Source organism: Achromobacter sp., assembly GCF_036567245.1.
Lineage (GTDB): Bacteria > Pseudomonadota > Gammaproteobacteria > Burkholderiales > Burkholderiaceae_B > Achromobacter.
Map to the genome: position 1 here is coordinate 1 of NZ_DATCUY010000344.1, position 16,346 is coordinate 16,346.

Here is a 16,346-nt window from a genome sequence, read left to right on the forward strand (position 1 = left end):
GCGTCCGCCGCGCGCTGGCCTTCGCGCGCCAGGTCGTCGTAGAAGATGAATTCGTCGCAGTTGGCGATCAGCAGGTCCGAGGTGGACTGCTTCACGCCCACGCCGATCACTTTCTTGTTGTTCTCGCGCAGCTTGGACACCAGGGGCGAAAAATCGGAGTCACCGCTGATGATCACGAAGGTGTTGACGTGGGACTTGGTGTAGCAGAAGTCCAGCGCGTCCACGACCAGGCGGATGTCGGCCGAATTCTTGCCGGACTGGCGCACATGGGGAATTTCGATCAGTTCGAAATTGGCCTCGTGCATGGGGGCCTTGAATTCCTTGTACCGCTCCCAGTCGCAGTAGGCCTTCTTGACCACGATGCTGCCCTTTAGCAGCAGGCGTTCCAGCACCGGCCGGATGTCGAACTTCTGGTATTTGGTGTCGCGCACGCCCAGCGCCACGTTCTCGAAATCACAGAAAAGCGCCATGCTGACGTTTTCGTTGGGGGTGTTCATGTTTTGCTCCAATGCGATGGCGGCTGTCGGGCGAAACGCCGCCAGATGACGCTCATGATATACATATCTGCCGTCCGTCCGCCGCGCCCCGCCCCAGCAACCATGCCCGAAGCTCCCTTGTTCCCGGCTCTTGCCACCGATCGTCTGGTCCTGCAGCCCCTGGAAATCGGCGATGCCGAAGCTATCCAGCGCCTGTTTCCGCAGTGGGAAGTGGTGCGTTACCTGATCGAGCAGGTGCCTTGGCCCTACCCGTCGGACGGCGCGCGCAGTTACCTGGAGCAGGTAGCCATCCCGGCCATGCGCCAGGGCAAACAGTGGCACTGGTCCATCCGCACCCGCCTGGAACCCGGCGACCTGATCGGACTCGTCAGCCTGATGGACGACGATGCCTGGAACAACCGCGGTTTCTGGCTGGACCCGGCCCACCATGGGCAAGGCTACATGACCGAAGCCAGCGAGGCCGCCACCGCCTATTGGTTCGAAGTCCTGGGCAAGCCGCTGCTGCGCGCGCCCAAGGCCGCCGTCAATGTCCCCTCGCGCAGAATCTCCGAGCGCGGCGGCATGCGCCTGGTCGGCACCGAAGAGCGAGGCTACGTCAGCGGTCGCCTCCCAACTGAAATCTGGGAGATCACTCGCGAAGAATGGCTGGCCCGGCGAGGCCGCTAGGACCGGCGCGAGGCGACGCAGGCAACGGGGGGTTCACGAATCAATGCGTCCCCATTATTTTCAGATTAACGCCTCTCCGATAACCGGTCCAAGCCGCCGCTTACCGCCCTTTTCGCCCCGTTTTCCGGCCGATTGACCCAGGCCTGTCATGGCTAGAATTCCCGAAAATCCGGCATTCCGCGCATGGAATGCCTATGTTTATCGGGCAAGATCCATGAATCCGTCTACCGTCATCGGCGCCGCCGTCGGCCTGCTTACCCTGGTTATCGTCGTGGCCCTGGCCGCCACCGACCCCGGCATGTACATCAACCTGCCCGGACTGGCCATCGTGCTGGGCGGCACCGCGGCCGCCGTGTTCATCGCTTATCCGCTGTCCGAAGTGCTGCGCGTCTTCAAGCTGGTGCGCACCGTCTTCCGCAACGACCAGCACGACCAGCAGCGCGACATCGAAGAACTGGTATCCATGGCCCAACTGTGGATGAACACCGACGTGCGCAAGGTCGAGCAGGAACTCAAGAAGGTCACCAATCCCTTCCTGCGCACCGGCGTGCAACTGATCATCGACAACACGCCCGAAGACCAGATCATCGAACTGCTGCAATGGCGCGTGGCGCGGCTGCGCGCCCGCGAACAGGCCGAAGCCCAGATGTTCCGGGTCATGGCCACCTTCGCCCCGGCCTTCGGCATGCTCGGCACGCTGGTGGGCCTGATCAACCTGATGGCGGTGCTGGGCGACGGCAGCATGCAGATGATCGGCCAGCAGCTGGCGATTGGCCTGATGACCACTTTCTACGGCATCCTGCTGGCCAACCTGGTGTGCAAACCCATCGCGCTCAAGCTGGAACGCCGCACCGCCCGGCGCGTCGAATCCATGAACATGGTGCTGCAGGGCATCGCCATGATGTGCGAAAAGCGTGGCCCCGCGGTCGTGCGCGAAACCCTGAATTCCTTCGTGATGCACGTCGAAGACGAGATCTATGACGGTGGCGCGGACGCCAAATCCCCGGCCGCCGCACAAGCCAAGACGGAAGGCCAGGTCAAGCCCAACGTCAAGCCCGCAACCCCACCCGTCTCCATCGCCCGCCCTGCCGCCGCGCGCCAATGAGCCTGATTTCCCCCACCCTGGCGCAGCGGATCGAGCAGGCCCGCCAGGCCCAGATGCGCGCCGAGAAAGCGGCGGCCAATGGCGGCTGGCGTCCTAGCAAGAGCGACCGCAAGGACCGCTACGCCCGCTGGCACGTCGAAGAAACCGTCGAGCAAGACTCGGAAAACTGGCTGCTCAGCTACCTGGACCTGATCACCTTGCTGCTGGCCATGCTGGTCGTGCTGCTGGCGCTCACGCGCCTGCACGGCGGCGCCTTCGGCCAGTCGGAGCAACCCGTGGAACTTGTCGGCACGCTGGCCGAAAGCGGCCTGCCCGCCTACGACGGCGAGTACTCCGAATTCGATGCCGTCCAGATTCCCGCGAGCTGGGCGCAGGCCGAGGTCCCAGCGGTCGCCGTGGCCGCTGCCACGCCGCAGCCGGCCCAGGAAGGCGAAGTCGTCGCCGAAGCCGCTCCTCCTCTGCGCGCGCCCTCCAAGGAATCGCTGGGCCTGGGCGACCTGGGCAAATCGGTGGACGTGATCATCAACGAACAGTCCGTCAGCTTCCGCATCAGCAATGAACTGTTGTTCCCTTCCGGCCAGGCAACCCTCAGCCCCACCGGCCTGGACGTGATCAAGCGTCTGGCCGCCATTCTCAACAAGAACGAGTACCAGGTCTCGGTCGAGGGCCACAGCGACCCGGTGCCCATCCAGACCCGGCAATTCGCGTCCAACTGGGAGCTATCCAGCAGCCGCGCCACCAGCGTGCTGCGCGAGCTGGTCCGTGACGGTGTATCGGCCCAGCGCCTGCGCGCGGTCGGCTATGCCGAGACCCGGCCGATCGAGTCCAACGACACCCAGGCCGGCCGGGCAGCCAACCGGCGTGTGGAACTCATCATGGATATCGCCGCGCCGCAGAAGGCGGCGCAGGCTGCATCGCCTGCTACGCCGGCAAGCCGGCCCAGCCAAGGCTAGCAATCGAACGGCCACCGCGAAGCCCAGTAGATGCGCTACCGCGTTCTTGAGATTCTTGGTCGGTCGTTCTGGATCGCTGCAAAGAAAAATGCCGTGGTGAGGCCAAACAAAATGAGTCCGTTCACCGCCTCAATGGCGCCGACGAGCTGCCAATGCAGCGGCAGGAACGCCGGCGCATGCCCATAACTGGTAATGGCTTCCAGCGAATAGAGCATTGCTTCGGAAAGACTATGGACGGCGCCTATGTGCACATAGAGCAAAGCCCACGCAAATGCCTCGAAAGCGTGGAGGACCGCCGCAAACAATGCAAAGATTGCAACGGATAAGCCAAATAGGATCTTGCTTTGGCCCCAGTGGGATGGCGCAGCAGCCAGTATCCTGGCCATGGTCATGAATGCGGTGACGTGCAAGACGATAGTTGCGACGAATAATGGCAAACCCCAAAGCCAATCATCTTCCCAAATCATGCGGTGCCTCCCGGGCCTGGATCATTCGATCAGAGAATTCCCCCAGCATTCAAATCCGGAACAATCCCAGGCCCCGTTCAGGAGCGCGTTCTGACGGGCAAGAAATGGGCTACGGACGTCCGGCCGACGTAATCACGATCTCGACACGCCGGTTCTGCGCCTTGCCTTGAGGCGTCGAGTTGCTCGCCACGGGACGAGCTTCACCAAAGCCTTGCGCCGAAATGGAATTCGACGGGACTCCCTTCGAGGTCAGGAAACGCGCGACGTTGTCCGCTCTTGCCGATGACAGTTCGAGATTGGAAGGGAAATGCGATCTCAGCTCCGGGCCGATCGGTTCGTTATCGGTGAATCCCTGCACAACGACTTGCTGCCCCGGCAAATTGGAAAGTGTAGGAGCAATCTTTGCGAGAGTCTGTTCACCTTTCGGACTAAGTCTCCAGCCGCCTTCCGGGAAAAGGATCTCGTTGACCATCGTCACCTTGAGTTCATTCTGCAGTTGAGTGATTTGCGCCCGATCACCGCTCAACTCGGTAGTGAGCTTTTGGTTGAGGGCCGCATACTCAGCTGCCATCTGGGCCTCTTTGTCATACGTCTTTTTGGTGACGCAGCCCGAGACCGCCAGCATTAAGCACGCCACTACAGCAAGTTTGCCTGGCTTCATATTTCTCTCCGCCGATGTTGTAAAACGGCAGCGCGAGCGATCGGCTCGTTCCGCCGAATGTAATATTGGGTTCGCAAGACAGGACCGATCTCTGCAAGTCTCACAAAATGAGAGCCGGCAGGTTTCACGCAACTACATGGCAAAGGTAGTCAGAAGTGAACCAAGTCACCACTCATTTGACGCCAGCGTCCTGTCGACCCTATCCAGGTTCCGGCGTTCTGGCTCCTCCCGTGAAATCAGTCACGACCTTGGCAGGCGTATCCGGCTTGGTGAGGCATGCATTCGGCGACAGGGTTTTGAGGTATGCCAAGGAAGCCGTGATGCTTGATATCGAGCTGATCGAGAACCAGGAATGCTTCATTCCTCAGGTCGTCATGACCGACTTCCTGTGGGAGATCGAACGGCGTTCCGGAGAGGCCAACCTGGGCCTGCTTGCCGCCCCGCGTCTGTCGCTGACAACCTATGGCCGCTGGGGTGAATATGTTCTGGCTGCCGACAATCTGGGCGAGGCGGTTACGCGGGCCGCGTCCTCATTGGGTTATCACAGCACGGGCGACCGGTTGCAGCTCACGATAGACCGAGGCATTGCTCGAATCCGCTATTTCCATGCCATGCGAGGCCGTCGCGGCTACGCGCATATTGCAAGCGGCACCGCGGTCGTGTTGCTCAGCGTTCTGCGCTCTTATCTGGAATCGGACTTTCTTCCCATTCAGATTGAACTGGACATACGCCGTCCAGCGGCATCCTCCCCTTTCGAGGATGCTTTCCTGTGCCCCGTCGTGTTCGAGACCGAAGCCGTATCCGTCTGCATTGACGCCCGCTTATTGCAGCGCCCGGCCAAGGCGGGTATTCGGTCGCGTCTGGTGACGATCGACGACGTCGCACGGGTGCTTCTGGAACCTGCCGATCTGGGAAACTTTCTGGGAGTGGTCGTCGCGCATATCCGCGCGCAGGTTCAAAGCGGTGTCGTATCGATCGACAGTACGGCGCGAGCGTTAGGCAGCAGCGTGCGCACGCTGCAACGGGTGCTGCGCCGCGATAGCGGCTCCGACTTCAGGGAACTCGTCAACGTCATCCGCATGCGGCGCGCGAAGGAGTTGCTCGCGGGGACGAATGCTTCGATCACCGAGATTGCAATGGAGTTTGGATACTCCAGTCCAGCGAATTTCGCCCGCGCGTTTCGCAATGCCGCGGGCGTGGCGCCGCATGAATATCGGCTGAGCCAGAAGGCCGGCTAGAAACGAATGGTCAAACCGGCCATCGGCCCCTGCAGCACGGCGTCGAACTTGAAACCACCGCGGTTGTAATCCACGCCCAGGGCGCGGTAGCCGACGGCCGCGGATACGCTCTTGCTGATGTTGTAGCCGACGCCGAGCCCGACATCCCAGTCCGCATCCGCACCGCCTGCGCCGATCAGGCCCCAACCGGTGATATAGAACTTCTCGGTCAATACGTAGTTCCCTCGCACTCCCACCAGTCCGTCGACCCATGTGGCGCCGTCGCTGGTCTTCCTGCCATTCAGATGCGCGCCTTTCAGCGTGACGTCGGTATCGACCGACCAGACCCGCAAGCCCGCCACGACATCCAGCTGGTGGGGTGAATTTTCCAGAACGGAATAGCCCACTCCGATGAGCCCCGCAAACGTCGAAGTCTGCACGTCTGCGCTGGTGGCCAGAATGCCGTGCGGCGTATCGCCTTGCGAACCGATTTTCGTATAGATCAAATCGCCGAAAATACTGTAGCGCCCCTTGCGCGCGTCGCCGATCAGCATGGCTCCAAAGTCGAGGTTATCGAACAGTTTGTCGAACCCCGCGTCGAAATCGATGACGGGCGAACGCGACTGAGAGGTCTTGCCCGACAGTCCGGCTGCCCAGAAATACGGAGTGACCGAGAACTTCCATTCGCTGGAAGGCTGGGAGTCTGCCGCGGCAGCCTCCCGTTCCGCACCCACGACCGAGCCGGCATAGAGCAATCCGCAAACCAGGCAGCCAGTGATTTTCTTTTTCATCGCTAGCGGTTCAGCTGACTCTTTTTACCGGCGGAATGGTCCAGGATCCGTTGATGATTGACGGGTCGCTTTCATTGGGCCAATAGAGGCGCATCATCAGGATGAATTCTCCCTTGGGCGCCGGCAGCCAGTTCGACTCCAGGCCGGGGCCGGGGGATTCGTGCTGGATGAGCAGATCGATCGAGCCGTCCGCTTTTGCTTTCAGCGGCTGGCGCGCGCTGATGGAATAGCGGTTGAGCGGATTATCGACAAAGAAGTAGTCCGCGTCATACATGGTCAATGACCAGAATCCGGAAACCGGCGGCGTAAGCCCCTTCTTGAACGACAGCACGTACTTTTCAGAACCGTTGTAGACACGCTTGATCGCGCCGGTGTCCGACTTCAGGGAGGTGGGATAGATGGCATCCTGGGGCCGGTTGGCGCCCAGGCCAATCGCGGTGATCAGGGCTCGCTGGATATAGTTGGTGCCATAAATGCCCGTCTTGGTCGTGAATCCCCAGCCGTCGATGTCCTGGATGTCACCGCCGCTGGACTTGAAGTGCGTCATGATCCGGCCAAAACCGACCTGCGGGACACGTTTGGCAAGGGCGGGATCGAGCTTGGTCTTGTCGAAGTCCTGGCCAGGAACAATACCCATAGAGGCCAGCTTTGCCACCATGGGCGCGTCCGCCGCGCTCGGCGGGTTTCTTTTCAGCAACTCGGCAAACAAGGTGAAGTATTCGATCGCGTCCATGTTGTTGACCTGGTCGCGAACGGACGCTTTCATATCGATGGCGGGATCGACCTTGCCTTTGGGCGGATTCCAGTTCTTACCCCAAACGCTGAGGGGACAGAGCTTTACTTCGTCCTGCAGCTTATGGACTTTGGCATAGTCTTCCGGCGTGCCTGAACAGTAGATGCGGCCCAACAGCCACACAATGCTGGTCGGCGACTTGTATTGCGCCATGCCTGAAGGGACCGCCCCTTCCCAGCCTGGACCCGTCACGACGAAGGTTTGCGGACCGGTGCCCGTGGTGCGTTTTCCTGGCACGTCAAACACTGTCGTCCAACCATCAAGCATCGGGAACAGCGCGTAGCGGTCGTCCAGGTCGGGCAGGCTGACGACCCAGGGCTCGTCGCCCACATCGAAAAAAGCCGTGGTGTAGAGGGTGTCGGCGTTCGGCGCGGTCACGTCCCGGAATTTGGCGTCGGGATATTGGCGCAGCTTGATGAGATGCCCCATGGGCGCCCGGGTGCCCTTCGGCTCCGCGACGTTGGTGATAACCCGCCGGGTCATTTCCATGGTCACCAGGGGATAAGCATAAATATAGGCTTCGGTCGCCAACCCAAACTGTTCATCGCCTTCCGGGAAATTCGCGACCAGGCCATCGGCCGCGCGCGCGGAAGCGCCCAGGGTGGCGGTTGCCAGCAAAGCGACGCCACCGGCATTGAATTCTCGACGTGTTAGCTTCATTCACATGCTCCGACAGGATTTACTTATAAAAACGTGGAACAGATATAAAACCTGGGCGGCCATTGCCCAGCCAAGAAAGAAACACCCGCAGCGTAGGAGAAGGGAAATCGGGTCGCCACTCATTTTGCGCCACGCCCCCAACGGGCTGGCGCGGCAGCAATGGACCTGTTTCCTTGGCGGCAGACGGCCCGGGTCAGACGATGCCGTGCTTCCTCAGCACAGCCTGCTCGTCGCCGGACACCCAACCGAAAACCTTAGGCGCGCCATCCAGTAATTGGACGAAATAGTGCACGTCAAAATCGATATGCGTATCCGGCTGGCCCGCGCGCGCGTAGATCGCCGTCCAAGCCACATGCGCCACGCAATGCAGCTCGTCTATCGGCGACAGCCGGATATTCCTGATCCGCATTTCCTTCGTGCCTATCGCGCGATAGTGCGCATATCCTTGCGCCATGGCCTGTCTTAGCTGGTCGTCGTTCTTCCCCGCCATCACGCCGGCCGGAGACGCCGCGATGAAATCGGAGGCGTAAAGGGACGCCATCTCTTGCATGTCCACGTCTGCGTGCAAGGACTGGTTGAAAAAGCGTGCATATCGCTCGAACAGCTTTTCTACGATCGGCTCCATTGCGCCCTCCTCTGATTGGATTCAGATATTGCGGTCCACGCCGCCATCAGCCCCCGAGGCCTCAGAGCGGCACTGGCCGGTTCCGCAGCACATTCTTCATCACCAGCGTCGACCGCAAGCGCAGCACGCTCGGCAGCGCCGACAGCACCCGGTCGTAGAGCGCCTGGAACGCCGGCAAGTCCTGGGTAACGACGTGCAGCATGTAGTCCGGGTCGCCGAACAGCCGTTGCGCCTGGACCACCTCCGGAATGTCGCGCAAGGCGGCCTCGAACGCCGACACCCTGTCGCTGCTGCCTTCGCGCATCGTGACGAAGACGATGGCCGAGAAGTTCAGCCCGACCGCGGCCAGATTGATGTTGGCGCCATACCCGCTGACGACGCCCGCCTCTTCCAGCGCACGCAGCCGCCGGTGGCAGGGAGACAAGCTCAAACCGACCCGTTCCGCCAGGTCCGTGATGGAAATCCGGCCGTCCTGCTGCAGCTCAGCAAGAATCTTTCTGTCTAAGTCATCCATGCGGGAGATTTTACTCAAATCTGGAATTTCTCCGGTAGATAGCGGGAGCACTTCCCCTCTCATCGCCGATAACATTCCCCGCCTGTGGTTCATTTGGGGTGTGCAGTTGGAAACCGGCAATCTGGTGGCGTTTTGGCTTGTTTCGCTTTCGTTGGTTGTCGTCCCAGGCGCGGATTGGGCGTATGCCATATCCGCCGGCTTGCGGGACAAAGCGGTGCTTCCCGCGGTGGCGGGTATGTTGACCGGCTATCTGATGATCACCATGGTGGTCGCGGCGGGGATAGGCGCCCTGGTCGCGAGCGAGCCCGCCATCCTCACCGTCCTGACCCTGGCCGGCGCGGCCTATCTGCTGTGGCTAGGCGCCAATGTGTTGGCCCATCCATCCGAGCCCCAGGCGGGCGATGCGCAAGCCTCTGGACATTGGATGGCCTGGGCCGCGCGCGGCTTCGCGGTCAGCGGCGTCAATCCCAAGGCCATCCTACTGTTCCTGGCCCTGCTGCCGCAGTTCACCAGCCGCGATGGCGCGTGGCCGATTTCCACGCAGATCACCGCGCTGGGCATCCTGCAGATCCTCAACTGCGCCGTGATCTACACGCTGGTGGGGCTGGGTTCCAAGGCGATCCTGCAAACGCGGCCGGCGGCGGCGCGCAGGGTGAGCCAGTTTTCGGGCCTGGCCATGATCGTCATCGCCCTGATCCTTTTCGGGGAGCAGATCGCCGTCCTGATGGCTTGATCGGCCTAATCCCCTGGATGCCCGCCGCCCGCACCCTCCAAAAGTTCCCCGGGCGGGTCGATTCGTAGTCAATATCCTGTCGGATGAACAGATCAAGATTTCCAACCAATTCGCTCAGCAAGGCACGGACGAATGGCACGAAGTCGAGTGGCAGGAATCGCCGCTAGGCAATCCGATCATCGCCGGCAGCCTGTACTGGCTTGATTGCGAGATTTATGCCGAACACGCCGCTGGCGATCACCTGATCGCGATTGGCGAAGTGAAGGCGCTGAACCTGCAAGAAGCTGCTTCAACGGCGTTTCCCCAGCTGGACGGCTCACCGTTGCCCGCGAGCATCGGAATGGCGCAGGGTAGCCTCGGCGGCTAAAGAACCCTGACATCCGCAAGCTCGAAGCCCTGCTGCTTCGGTTTTGTGAGGCAGGGTTCTTGAGCCGCCGGCGTCCGGACTGCGGGATTCCGATGCTCGCCCCAGTGGGGCTGCGCTTCGGATCCCTCCGTCCGGCCACCGGCTCATGGCATCTGCTCATGAACGGGGTCCGAAACCAATGCATTAGGCGACTGTCAGCCGAGGACCCCGGAGCCATCCGAAGCGCAGCCCCATCGGGGCGAGCATCGGAATGGCGCAGGGCAGCCTCGGCGGCTAAAGAACCCTGACATCCGCAAGACCCAACTTCAATAGCCGCGCGCGGGATCGACGCGGTTGGCGGGCTCCAGGCCCTGGCTGACGCGCAGTATGTTGTCGGCGATCTGTCCGGCGGCCGATGCTGGAATGGCCACCGAAGCCAGGTGCGGCGTGATCAGCACGTTGTCCATCGCCCAGAGCGGGTCGCCAGCGGGCAGGGGCTCGCGCTCGAACACGTCCAGCGTCGCGCCGCCCAGATGGCCGCTGCGCAGCAGATCGGTCAGGACGGCCTGGTCCACCAGCGCGCCCCGGGCCACATTGATCAGGGCCGCTCCGCGGGGCAGACGCTGCAAACGTTCGCGATCCAGCAGGCCGCGGGTCTGCGGCGTCAGCGGAAGCATCACCACCAGTATGTCGGCGCGCGACAGCACCGTGTCCAGCGATTCCATGCCGCTGTGGCACTCGACGCCCTCGATGTTGCGCGGACTGCGCGACCAGCCCAGCACCGTCAGCCCCTGGCGGCGCAGCTCCTGCGCCGCGCAGGCGCCCAGCTCGCCCAGGCCCAGCACCGCCACGCACACGTCCTCGGGCGCACGCGGATGGCGATAGGCCCATTCGCCGCGCCGTTGCGCCGCTTCAAAGTACGGGATGTCGCGCGCATAGCGCAGGGCGGCGAACAGCACATAGCCGGCCATCATGCGCGCCATATTGGGATCGGTGATGCGCGTGATGGGCACGCCGGCGGGCAGGTCCTCGCGGCCGACCAGCGAATCCACTCCCGCCCCCAGGTTCACGATGAGGCGCAGGTTCTTCATGCGATCGAAGAAACCCAGCGGCGCCTTCCAGGCCAGTGCGTAGTGGATGCTGGCGGGATCGTCCACTTCGTTGCCATGCACCATGCGCAGACCCGGCAGGCGTGCCTGCATGGCGTCGCGCCAAGCGGTGTAGTCGTCGAATTCGCTGTAGAAAACCATTGCGCCCGACACGGCGGGGCTGGGGGATGCGTGCATGGGTGGTCTACCTCATGTGCCGCGGTTTATCAGGCGGGACATGGCCTCGATGGCAAGCTCATAGCCATCGCCGCCCAGTCCCGCGATGACGCCATCCGCGGCCTTGGAAATATAGGAATGATGGCGGAAGGCTTCGCGCCGCCAGATGTTGCTCATATGAACCTCGATGATCCTGCCCGGAAATGATAGCAAGGCATCGAGGATGGGCACGGACGAATAGGTCAGGCCGGCCGCGTTGATGATGACGCCCTGCGCGGTGCCGCGGGCTTCCTGTATCCAGTCGACCAGCTGGCCTTCGTGGTTGGACTGGACGAAGTTCAGCTGGATGCCCAGCGAGGCGGCCTTCTTTTCGCAGCGCTGCTGCAGTACCGGAAAGCTGTCGGAACCATAGGTCTTGTTGGCGTCCAATCCGTAGAGATTGGCGTTCGGCCCGTTGAGGAACCAGACGGTGGAAGATGATGGGGTCGCGCTCGGCGTCGTCATGGCGGCGGTCTCAGGTTTCGTGGGGAAGGGTCGCCTGCATGGCAGGCAGTTGGTTGAACGCGGCGAACCACGCTGCGGCGCGTGGCTGCGCAGCGCGCCAGTCCAGCTCGGGAAAGCGGAAATCCAGATATCCCAAGGCGCAGGCGATGGTCAGGTCGCCGATGCTCGGATGCGCTTGCGGCAGGCTGTCGGCCTGCGCCTCGATTTCCGTCAGGCAGGCCTGTACCTTGACCAGCTGCGCCTCGCGCCACTGCGGCCACTGGATCGCGGTCGGCCGGGCCGTATGTTCGTAGCGCGCCAGCAAAGCGGCATCCAGCAGGCCGTCGCCCAGCGCCTGGCGCGTCAACGCCAGCCAGCGGGCCGGGCCAGCCGGAAACAAATGCGTATCGCCGGCGGCTTCAGCCAGGTACTCGCAGATCACGCGGCTGTCGTACAGGGCCCGCCCGTCCGGCAGGATCAGGGTGGGCACCTTGGCCAGCGGATTGTGGGCGGCGATGCGCGCATCACGGTTCACCGGATGCGCAGCGCTGGCCAGCCATTCGATCCGTTCCGCCTGGCCGGTCAGGTGCGCGCAAGCCATCACCTTGCGCACGAAAGGGGACGTCGGGGCGTAGAGTAGTTTCAATCCAGTCTCCGGATGTCAGGGTTTGAGGACCAGCTTGCCGAACACCTTGCCGCTCTCCAGCAACTGGTGCGCACGCACGGCGTCGGCCAGCGGCAGGCTTTGCGCCATCTTGGGCCGGATGCGGCCGGCGGCCACCAAGGGCAGCACGTGGCGCCTGAGCGCGGCGGCCATGCGGGCTTTCTCGGCATCGGTCTGCGGGCGCATGGTCGAGGAATGCAGACTCAACTGCTTTTGCATCAAGGTCAGCAGCTCGACGTTGACGGCCGATCCCTGCAGGAAGGAAAGGCTCACGTGGCGTCCGCCAAATGCCAGCGCCTGCAGATTGCGCCGCACATAATCGCCGCCGACGATATCCAGCACCACGTCGACGCCACGGCCCTCGGTGAGGGTGTCGCAGACCGCCACGAAATCCGTGTCATGAAAGCAGATCACCTCGGCGGCGCCGAGCTCGCGCAGGGCGTCGAAGCGGCTGCGTTCGCCATCCGTCACGACAACCCGCGCGCCTGCGGCATGCGCCATCTGGATGGCCAGCGTGCCGATGCCGCCGCCGCCGCCGTGGATCAGCACGGTCTCGCCCATCCGCAGGCGGCCCAGCTCGAACAGGTTGTGCCAGACCGTGAACAGGCCTTCCGGCAAGGCGCTCGCCTCCGCGTCGTCCAGCCCCCGGGGCGCTGGCAAGGAATGGTCCACGCGCGCCACGCACCACGGCGCATAGCCGCCGCCCGCCAGCAGGCTCATGAGGCGCTGTCCGCGCAAGGACTCCGGCACGCCGGGGCCGCAAGCGGCCACCTCGCCGCAGGCCTCCAGCCCGAGCACGTCGGTCACGCCGGGCGCCGGCTTGCTCACGCCCTGGCGCTGCATGATGTCGGGCCGGTTGATGCCAGCCGAATGCACGCGCAGCAGCACTTCGCCGGGGCCCGGCGCGGGTACCGGCCGGTCTGCCAGCGTCAACACCGTGGCATCGCCGGGCTCGCGGGCGATGACGGCTTGCATTTCAACAGGGATCTGGTTCATGGCGTTGTGCCTCGCGGACGAATGGAAACTGGGCGGCCGCGTCGGCGCGGCCGCCAGGAAGGGTGGAACAGCGTGCGATAGACCCGTCTTCAGGACGCCGTCTTGAAGACACTGACCCCGTGGCCGGGCAGCGCGAGCCCCGCCACGGCGCCCACGGGCCATTCATGGATGCAATTCAGGTCGGAGGTACGCACCATGACGTGCTGGCGTCCTTCCACGGGGATATGCACCTCCAGATACAGATCCACGTGGTCGCCCTGGAACACGTGATTAACCACCGTGCCGCTCAGGACCGACCCGCTATGCAGGTTTTCCAGCTTGATATGTTCGGGCCGCACGTAGAGATCGAGCCGGTGTCCCTCGTGCGAGCCGCCCACCAGGCGGTGGCGGGGAATCTGCGTCAGCCCGCCGCCCAGGCGCAGCTGGATGGTTTCGGCATTGGAGCCGTGATAGTGCGCGGGCAGGATGTTGACGTCGCCCAGGAACGACGCCACGAACGGATCCTGCGGATTGCGATACAGCTCGTCGGGTGCTGCGACCTGCCGGATCACCCCCTGGCTCATGACCGCAATGCGATCCGACATGCTGAGGGCTTCGCCCTGGTCATGGGTGACGAATATCGTCGTGACGCCCAACTTGCGCTGGATATCGCGGATCTCCACTTGCATGGCGCCACGCAGGCCTTTGTCCAGCGCGGAAAACGGCTCGTCGAGCAACAGCACCTTGGGACGGATTACCAGCGCCCGCGCCAGAGCCACCCGCTGCTGCTGCCCGCCGGAGAGCTCGCGCGGCTTGCGCTCGCCCAATCCGTCCAGCTTGACCAGGGCCATGGCTTCGCGCACCCGCAGCTCGATCTCGGCGGCCGGCACGCGCCGCATCCGCAGGCCATAAGCGATGTTGCGCTCCACCGTCATGTGCGGGAACAGCGCGTAGTTCTGGAACACGATGCCGATCTGGCGCTGATATGGCGGCAACGCCGTGACCGGCGTACCGTCGATGAAGATCTCGCCGTCGTCCGCATCGGCAAAGCCCGCGATCAGGTTCAACAAGGTGGTCTTGCCGCAACCCGACGGACCCAACAGCGTCAGGAACTCCCCGCGCTCGATGTTCAGGGACACCTGCTGTAGCACCGTGTGATCACGGTACTTCTTGACCACTCCCTCCAGGCTGACCGCGCTGGAGCTATCGGAGGCAAAGGGGCGATTCGGCATGGCTGCTGCACTCATGGAGTTCAGTCTCCCGACGAGAAAATTCCGGGAAAAACAGGCGGTGGCCGCATGGCACGCAAAGGTGCGACATCAGCGTTATGGTGGTTTCAAGAATACGGCAAAGCCCTTTTTGCAGTGCGTTGCCGATGCTGATGGGGGCCATCGGAAAAACGAAATCGCGATGCCGCTGGCATGGCAGCCCTTGCCCCCCGCGTAAACCGGCACCTTTGCTTTTTCCTAAGTCAGCCGTCCGAAAAACGAAGTTATCAACTCGGAGCTTCCGGATCACACTGCGTGCCTATCGTTCAGCGCGCATCTGAAGCCTGCGCGCGGTTCGTCGGCCTTCTTGTCCTTGATCTTCGTGTCAGCCTCGAGACGCACCAGGGTCTCGGTATTTCTTAGGATCTTGCAATGTCAATTGAAAAAACCAATACGCTGGTGATCGGCGCCGGCCAGGCCGGCATCGCGATGAGCGAGCACCTTGGCGCCATGGGGGTTCCGCATATCGTGCTGGAACGCAAGCGGATCGCCGAGCGCTGGCGCTCCGAACGCTGGGACTCGCTGGTCGCCAACGGCCCCGCCTGGCACGACCGCTTTCCTGGCTTGAAATTCGATGACGTCGGGCCCGACGTCTTTCCGCCCAAGGAGCGCATGGCCAAGTACTTCGAAGACTATGCCAAGATGCTCAAGGCGCCGGTGCGCACCGGGGTCGAAGTCCTGCGCGTCAAACGCAACGAAAAGCGCCCGGGCTTCACCGTCACCACCTCCGAAGGCACTATCGAAGCCCAGCACGTGGTCGCGGCGACCGGCCCCTTCCAGGTCCCCACCTTCCCGAAAATCGTGCCGGAAAACGCCGGCATTCAGCAGCTGCATTCCTCGGCCTACAAGAACCCAGGCCAACTGGCCGACGGCGCCGTGCTCGTCGTCGGCGCCGGCGCCTCCGGCTCGCAGATCGCCGAAGAACTGCGCCAGGCCGGCCGCACCGTCTACCTGTCGGTGGGCGAACACTACCGCCCGCCCCGCTCCTACCGCGAACGCGACTATTGCTGGTGGTTGGGCGCGCTAGGCATGTGGGACGAAGTCAAGAAAAAGCCCAAGCGCGAACACGTCGCCTTCGCCGTGAGCGGCTATGAAAACGGCAAGACCGTCGACTTCCGGCGTCTGGCCCACGACGGCATCCAGCTCGTCGGCATCACGACCACCTACGAAAACGGCGTGCTGCACTTTGCCGACAACCTCGCCCGCGACGTCGCCCAGGGCGATGCCGACTACTTCGAAGTCCTGCGCGAAGCCGACGCCTACATCGAGCAGAACGGCCTCGACCTGCCGCCGGAGCCCGATGCCTGGAAACTGCTGCCCGACCCGGAGTGTCTCACCTACCCGATCCTTGGCCTGAACCTGGCCGAGGCCGGCATCAAGACCATTCTATGGGCAACCGGCTTCAAGGTCGACTTCAGCTGGATCGACGTCGACACCTTCGACGAAAAAGGCTATCCCATCCACAAACGCGGCATCTCGGCCGAAAAAGGCATTTACTTCCTCGGCCTGCCCAACCTCACCAACCGCAGCTCTTCCTTCATCTGGGGGGTTTGGCACGACGCCCGCTACATCGCTGACCATATCGGCATCCATTTGGACTACCTGGCGTACAAGAAGGAATGACGGAACCGGCGTTTAGGCTGTCCCAGGCCAAACGCAAAAA

Annotated in this window: 20 protein-coding genes; 8 read left to right on the forward strand and 12 right to left on the reverse strand. The window is 62.8% G+C overall.

Annotated elements, in window-relative coordinates; translation table 11 throughout:
• Positions 1-497: NYN domain-containing protein (locus tag VIR09_RS14895; RefSeq protein ID WP_332013562.1), on the reverse strand; the 497-nt coding region annotated here is incomplete at its 3' end.
• A gap of 102 nt (positions 498-599) precedes the next feature.
• On the opposite strand from VIR09_RS14895, the gene VIR09_RS14900 reads away from it, so the two are divergent.
• The 3 genes from VIR09_RS14900 to VIR09_RS14910 all read left to right on the forward strand — a co-directional run bounded on the left by VIR09_RS14900 (position 600) and on the right by VIR09_RS14910 (position 3,221).
• Positions 600-1,163 carry a GNAT family N-acetyltransferase gene (locus tag VIR09_RS14900; RefSeq protein ID WP_332013563.1) on the forward strand — a complete coding sequence of 188 codons (564 nt, stop codon included), beginning with the start codon at positions 600-602 and terminating at the stop codon, positions 1,161-1,163.
• 214 nt (positions 1,164-1,377) lie between these two features.
• A complete protein-coding gene (locus tag VIR09_RS14905) occupies positions 1,378-2,268 on the forward strand; it encodes a motility protein A (protein WP_332013565.1) in 891 nt (296 codons plus the stop codon).
• A complete protein-coding gene (locus VIR09_RS14910; protein WP_332013566.1) occupies positions 2,265-3,221 on the forward strand; it encodes an OmpA/MotB family protein in 957 nt (318 codons plus the stop codon). Before VIR09_RS14905 ends, VIR09_RS14910 begins: the two co-directional genes overlap by 4 nt.
• 35 nt (positions 3,222-3,256) lie before the next feature.
• On the opposite strand, the gene VIR09_RS14915 is transcribed toward VIR09_RS14910, so the two are convergent.
• Both VIR09_RS14915 and VIR09_RS14920 read right to left on the reverse strand, forming a co-directional pair.
• Entirely contained in the window at positions 3,257-3,688 is a 432-nt protein-coding gene (locus VIR09_RS14915) for a hypothetical protein (RefSeq protein ID WP_332013567.1), read from the reverse strand.
• Between the two features lie 109 nt (positions 3,689-3,797).
• Entirely contained in the window at positions 3,798-4,349 is a 552-nt protein-coding gene (locus VIR09_RS14920) for an OmpA family protein (RefSeq protein ID WP_332013568.1), read from the reverse strand.
• Between the two features lie 320 nt (positions 4,350-4,669).
• Between VIR09_RS14920 and VIR09_RS14925 the strand changes: the two genes are divergently transcribed.
• A complete protein-coding gene (locus VIR09_RS14925) occupies positions 4,670-5,587 on the forward strand; it encodes a helix-turn-helix transcriptional regulator (protein WP_332013569.1) in 918 nt (305 codons plus the stop codon).
• Here VIR09_RS14925 and VIR09_RS14930 read toward each other — a convergent pair.
• From VIR09_RS14930 to VIR09_RS14945, 4 genes are all read right to left on the reverse strand, one after another.
• A complete protein-coding gene (locus VIR09_RS14930) occupies positions 5,584-6,357 on the reverse strand; it encodes a hypothetical protein (protein WP_332013570.1) in 774 nt (257 codons plus the stop codon). The two genes, VIR09_RS14925 and VIR09_RS14930, sit on opposite strands and share 4 nt — an antisense overlap.
• A gap of 10 nt (positions 6,358-6,367) precedes the next feature.
• Entirely contained in the window at positions 6,368-7,810 is a 1,443-nt protein-coding gene (locus VIR09_RS14935; protein WP_332013571.1) for a DUF1254 domain-containing protein, read from the reverse strand.
• Positions 7,811-8,003: 193 nt separating this feature from the next.
• The gene (locus tag VIR09_RS14940; protein ID WP_332013572.1) at positions 8,004-8,435 is read right to left on the reverse strand and encodes a nuclear transport factor 2 family protein; all 432 of its coding nucleotides are present in this window, start codon (positions 8,433-8,435) and stop codon (positions 8,004-8,006) included.
• A 61-nt stretch (positions 8,436-8,496) separates the two neighbouring features.
• Positions 8,497-8,949, reverse strand: coding sequence for an Lrp/AsnC family transcriptional regulator (locus tag VIR09_RS14945; protein ID WP_013394237.1), 453 nt, complete (start codon positions 8,947-8,949; stop codon positions 8,497-8,499).
• A gap of 124 nt (positions 8,950-9,073) precedes the next feature.
• Here VIR09_RS14945 and VIR09_RS14950 point away from each other — a divergent pair, with 124 nt between their 5' ends.
• Positions 9,074-9,682 carry a LysE family translocator gene (locus VIR09_RS14950; protein ID WP_332013573.1) on the forward strand — a complete coding sequence of 203 codons (609 nt, stop codon included), beginning with the start codon at positions 9,074-9,076 and terminating at the stop codon, positions 9,680-9,682.
• 13 nt (positions 9,683-9,695) lie between these two features.
• Positions 9,696-10,049 carry a flavin reductase family protein gene (locus VIR09_RS14955; RefSeq protein ID WP_332013591.1) on the forward strand — a complete coding sequence of 118 codons (354 nt, stop codon included), beginning with the start codon at positions 9,696-9,698 and terminating at the stop codon, positions 10,047-10,049.
• Positions 10,050-10,354: 305 nt separating this feature from the next.
• On the opposite strand, the gene VIR09_RS14960 is transcribed toward VIR09_RS14955, so the two are convergent.
• The 5 genes from VIR09_RS14960 to VIR09_RS14980 form a co-directional block, all read right to left on the reverse strand.
• The gene (locus tag VIR09_RS14960) at positions 10,355-11,314 is read right to left on the reverse strand and encodes a glyoxylate/hydroxypyruvate reductase A (protein WP_332013574.1); all 960 of its coding nucleotides are present in this window, start codon (positions 11,312-11,314) and stop codon (positions 10,355-10,357) included.
• 12 nt (positions 11,315-11,326) lie between these two features.
• Entirely contained in the window at positions 11,327-11,797 is a 471-nt protein-coding gene (locus VIR09_RS14965; protein ID WP_332013575.1) for a type II 3-dehydroquinate dehydratase, read from the reverse strand.
• 10 nt (positions 11,798-11,807) lie between these two features.
• On the reverse strand, positions 11,808-12,422 hold the full coding sequence (locus VIR09_RS14970) for a glutathione S-transferase (protein WP_332013576.1): 615 nt from the start codon (positions 12,420-12,422) through the stop codon (positions 11,808-11,810).
• 15 nt (positions 12,423-12,437) lie between these two features.
• Positions 12,438-13,436 carry an NAD(P)H-quinone oxidoreductase gene (locus tag VIR09_RS14975; RefSeq protein WP_332013577.1) on the reverse strand — a complete coding sequence of 333 codons (999 nt, stop codon included), beginning with the start codon at positions 13,434-13,436 and terminating at the stop codon, positions 12,438-12,440.
• An 89-nt stretch (positions 13,437-13,525) separates the two neighbouring features.
• Positions 13,526-14,647: an ABC transporter ATP-binding protein gene (locus VIR09_RS14980; RefSeq protein WP_332013578.1), complete on the reverse strand. Its 1,122-nt coding sequence runs from the start codon at positions 14,645-14,647 to the stop codon at positions 13,526-13,528.
• Between VIR09_RS14980 and VIR09_RS14985 the strand changes: the two genes are divergently transcribed.
• Positions 14,646-14,861 (forward strand): hypothetical protein, encoded by a 216-nt coding sequence (locus VIR09_RS14985; protein ID WP_332013579.1) that lies wholly within the window; start codon positions 14,646-14,648, stop codon positions 14,859-14,861. The two genes, VIR09_RS14980 and VIR09_RS14985, sit on opposite strands and share 2 nt — an antisense overlap.
• A 194-nt stretch (positions 14,862-15,055) precedes the next feature.
• Positions 15,056-16,306, forward strand: a complete 1,251-nt coding sequence (locus tag VIR09_RS14990) for an NAD(P)/FAD-dependent oxidoreductase (RefSeq protein WP_332013580.1) — start codon at positions 15,056-15,058, stop codon at positions 16,304-16,306.
• Positions 16,307-16,346: the final 40 nt, after the last annotated feature.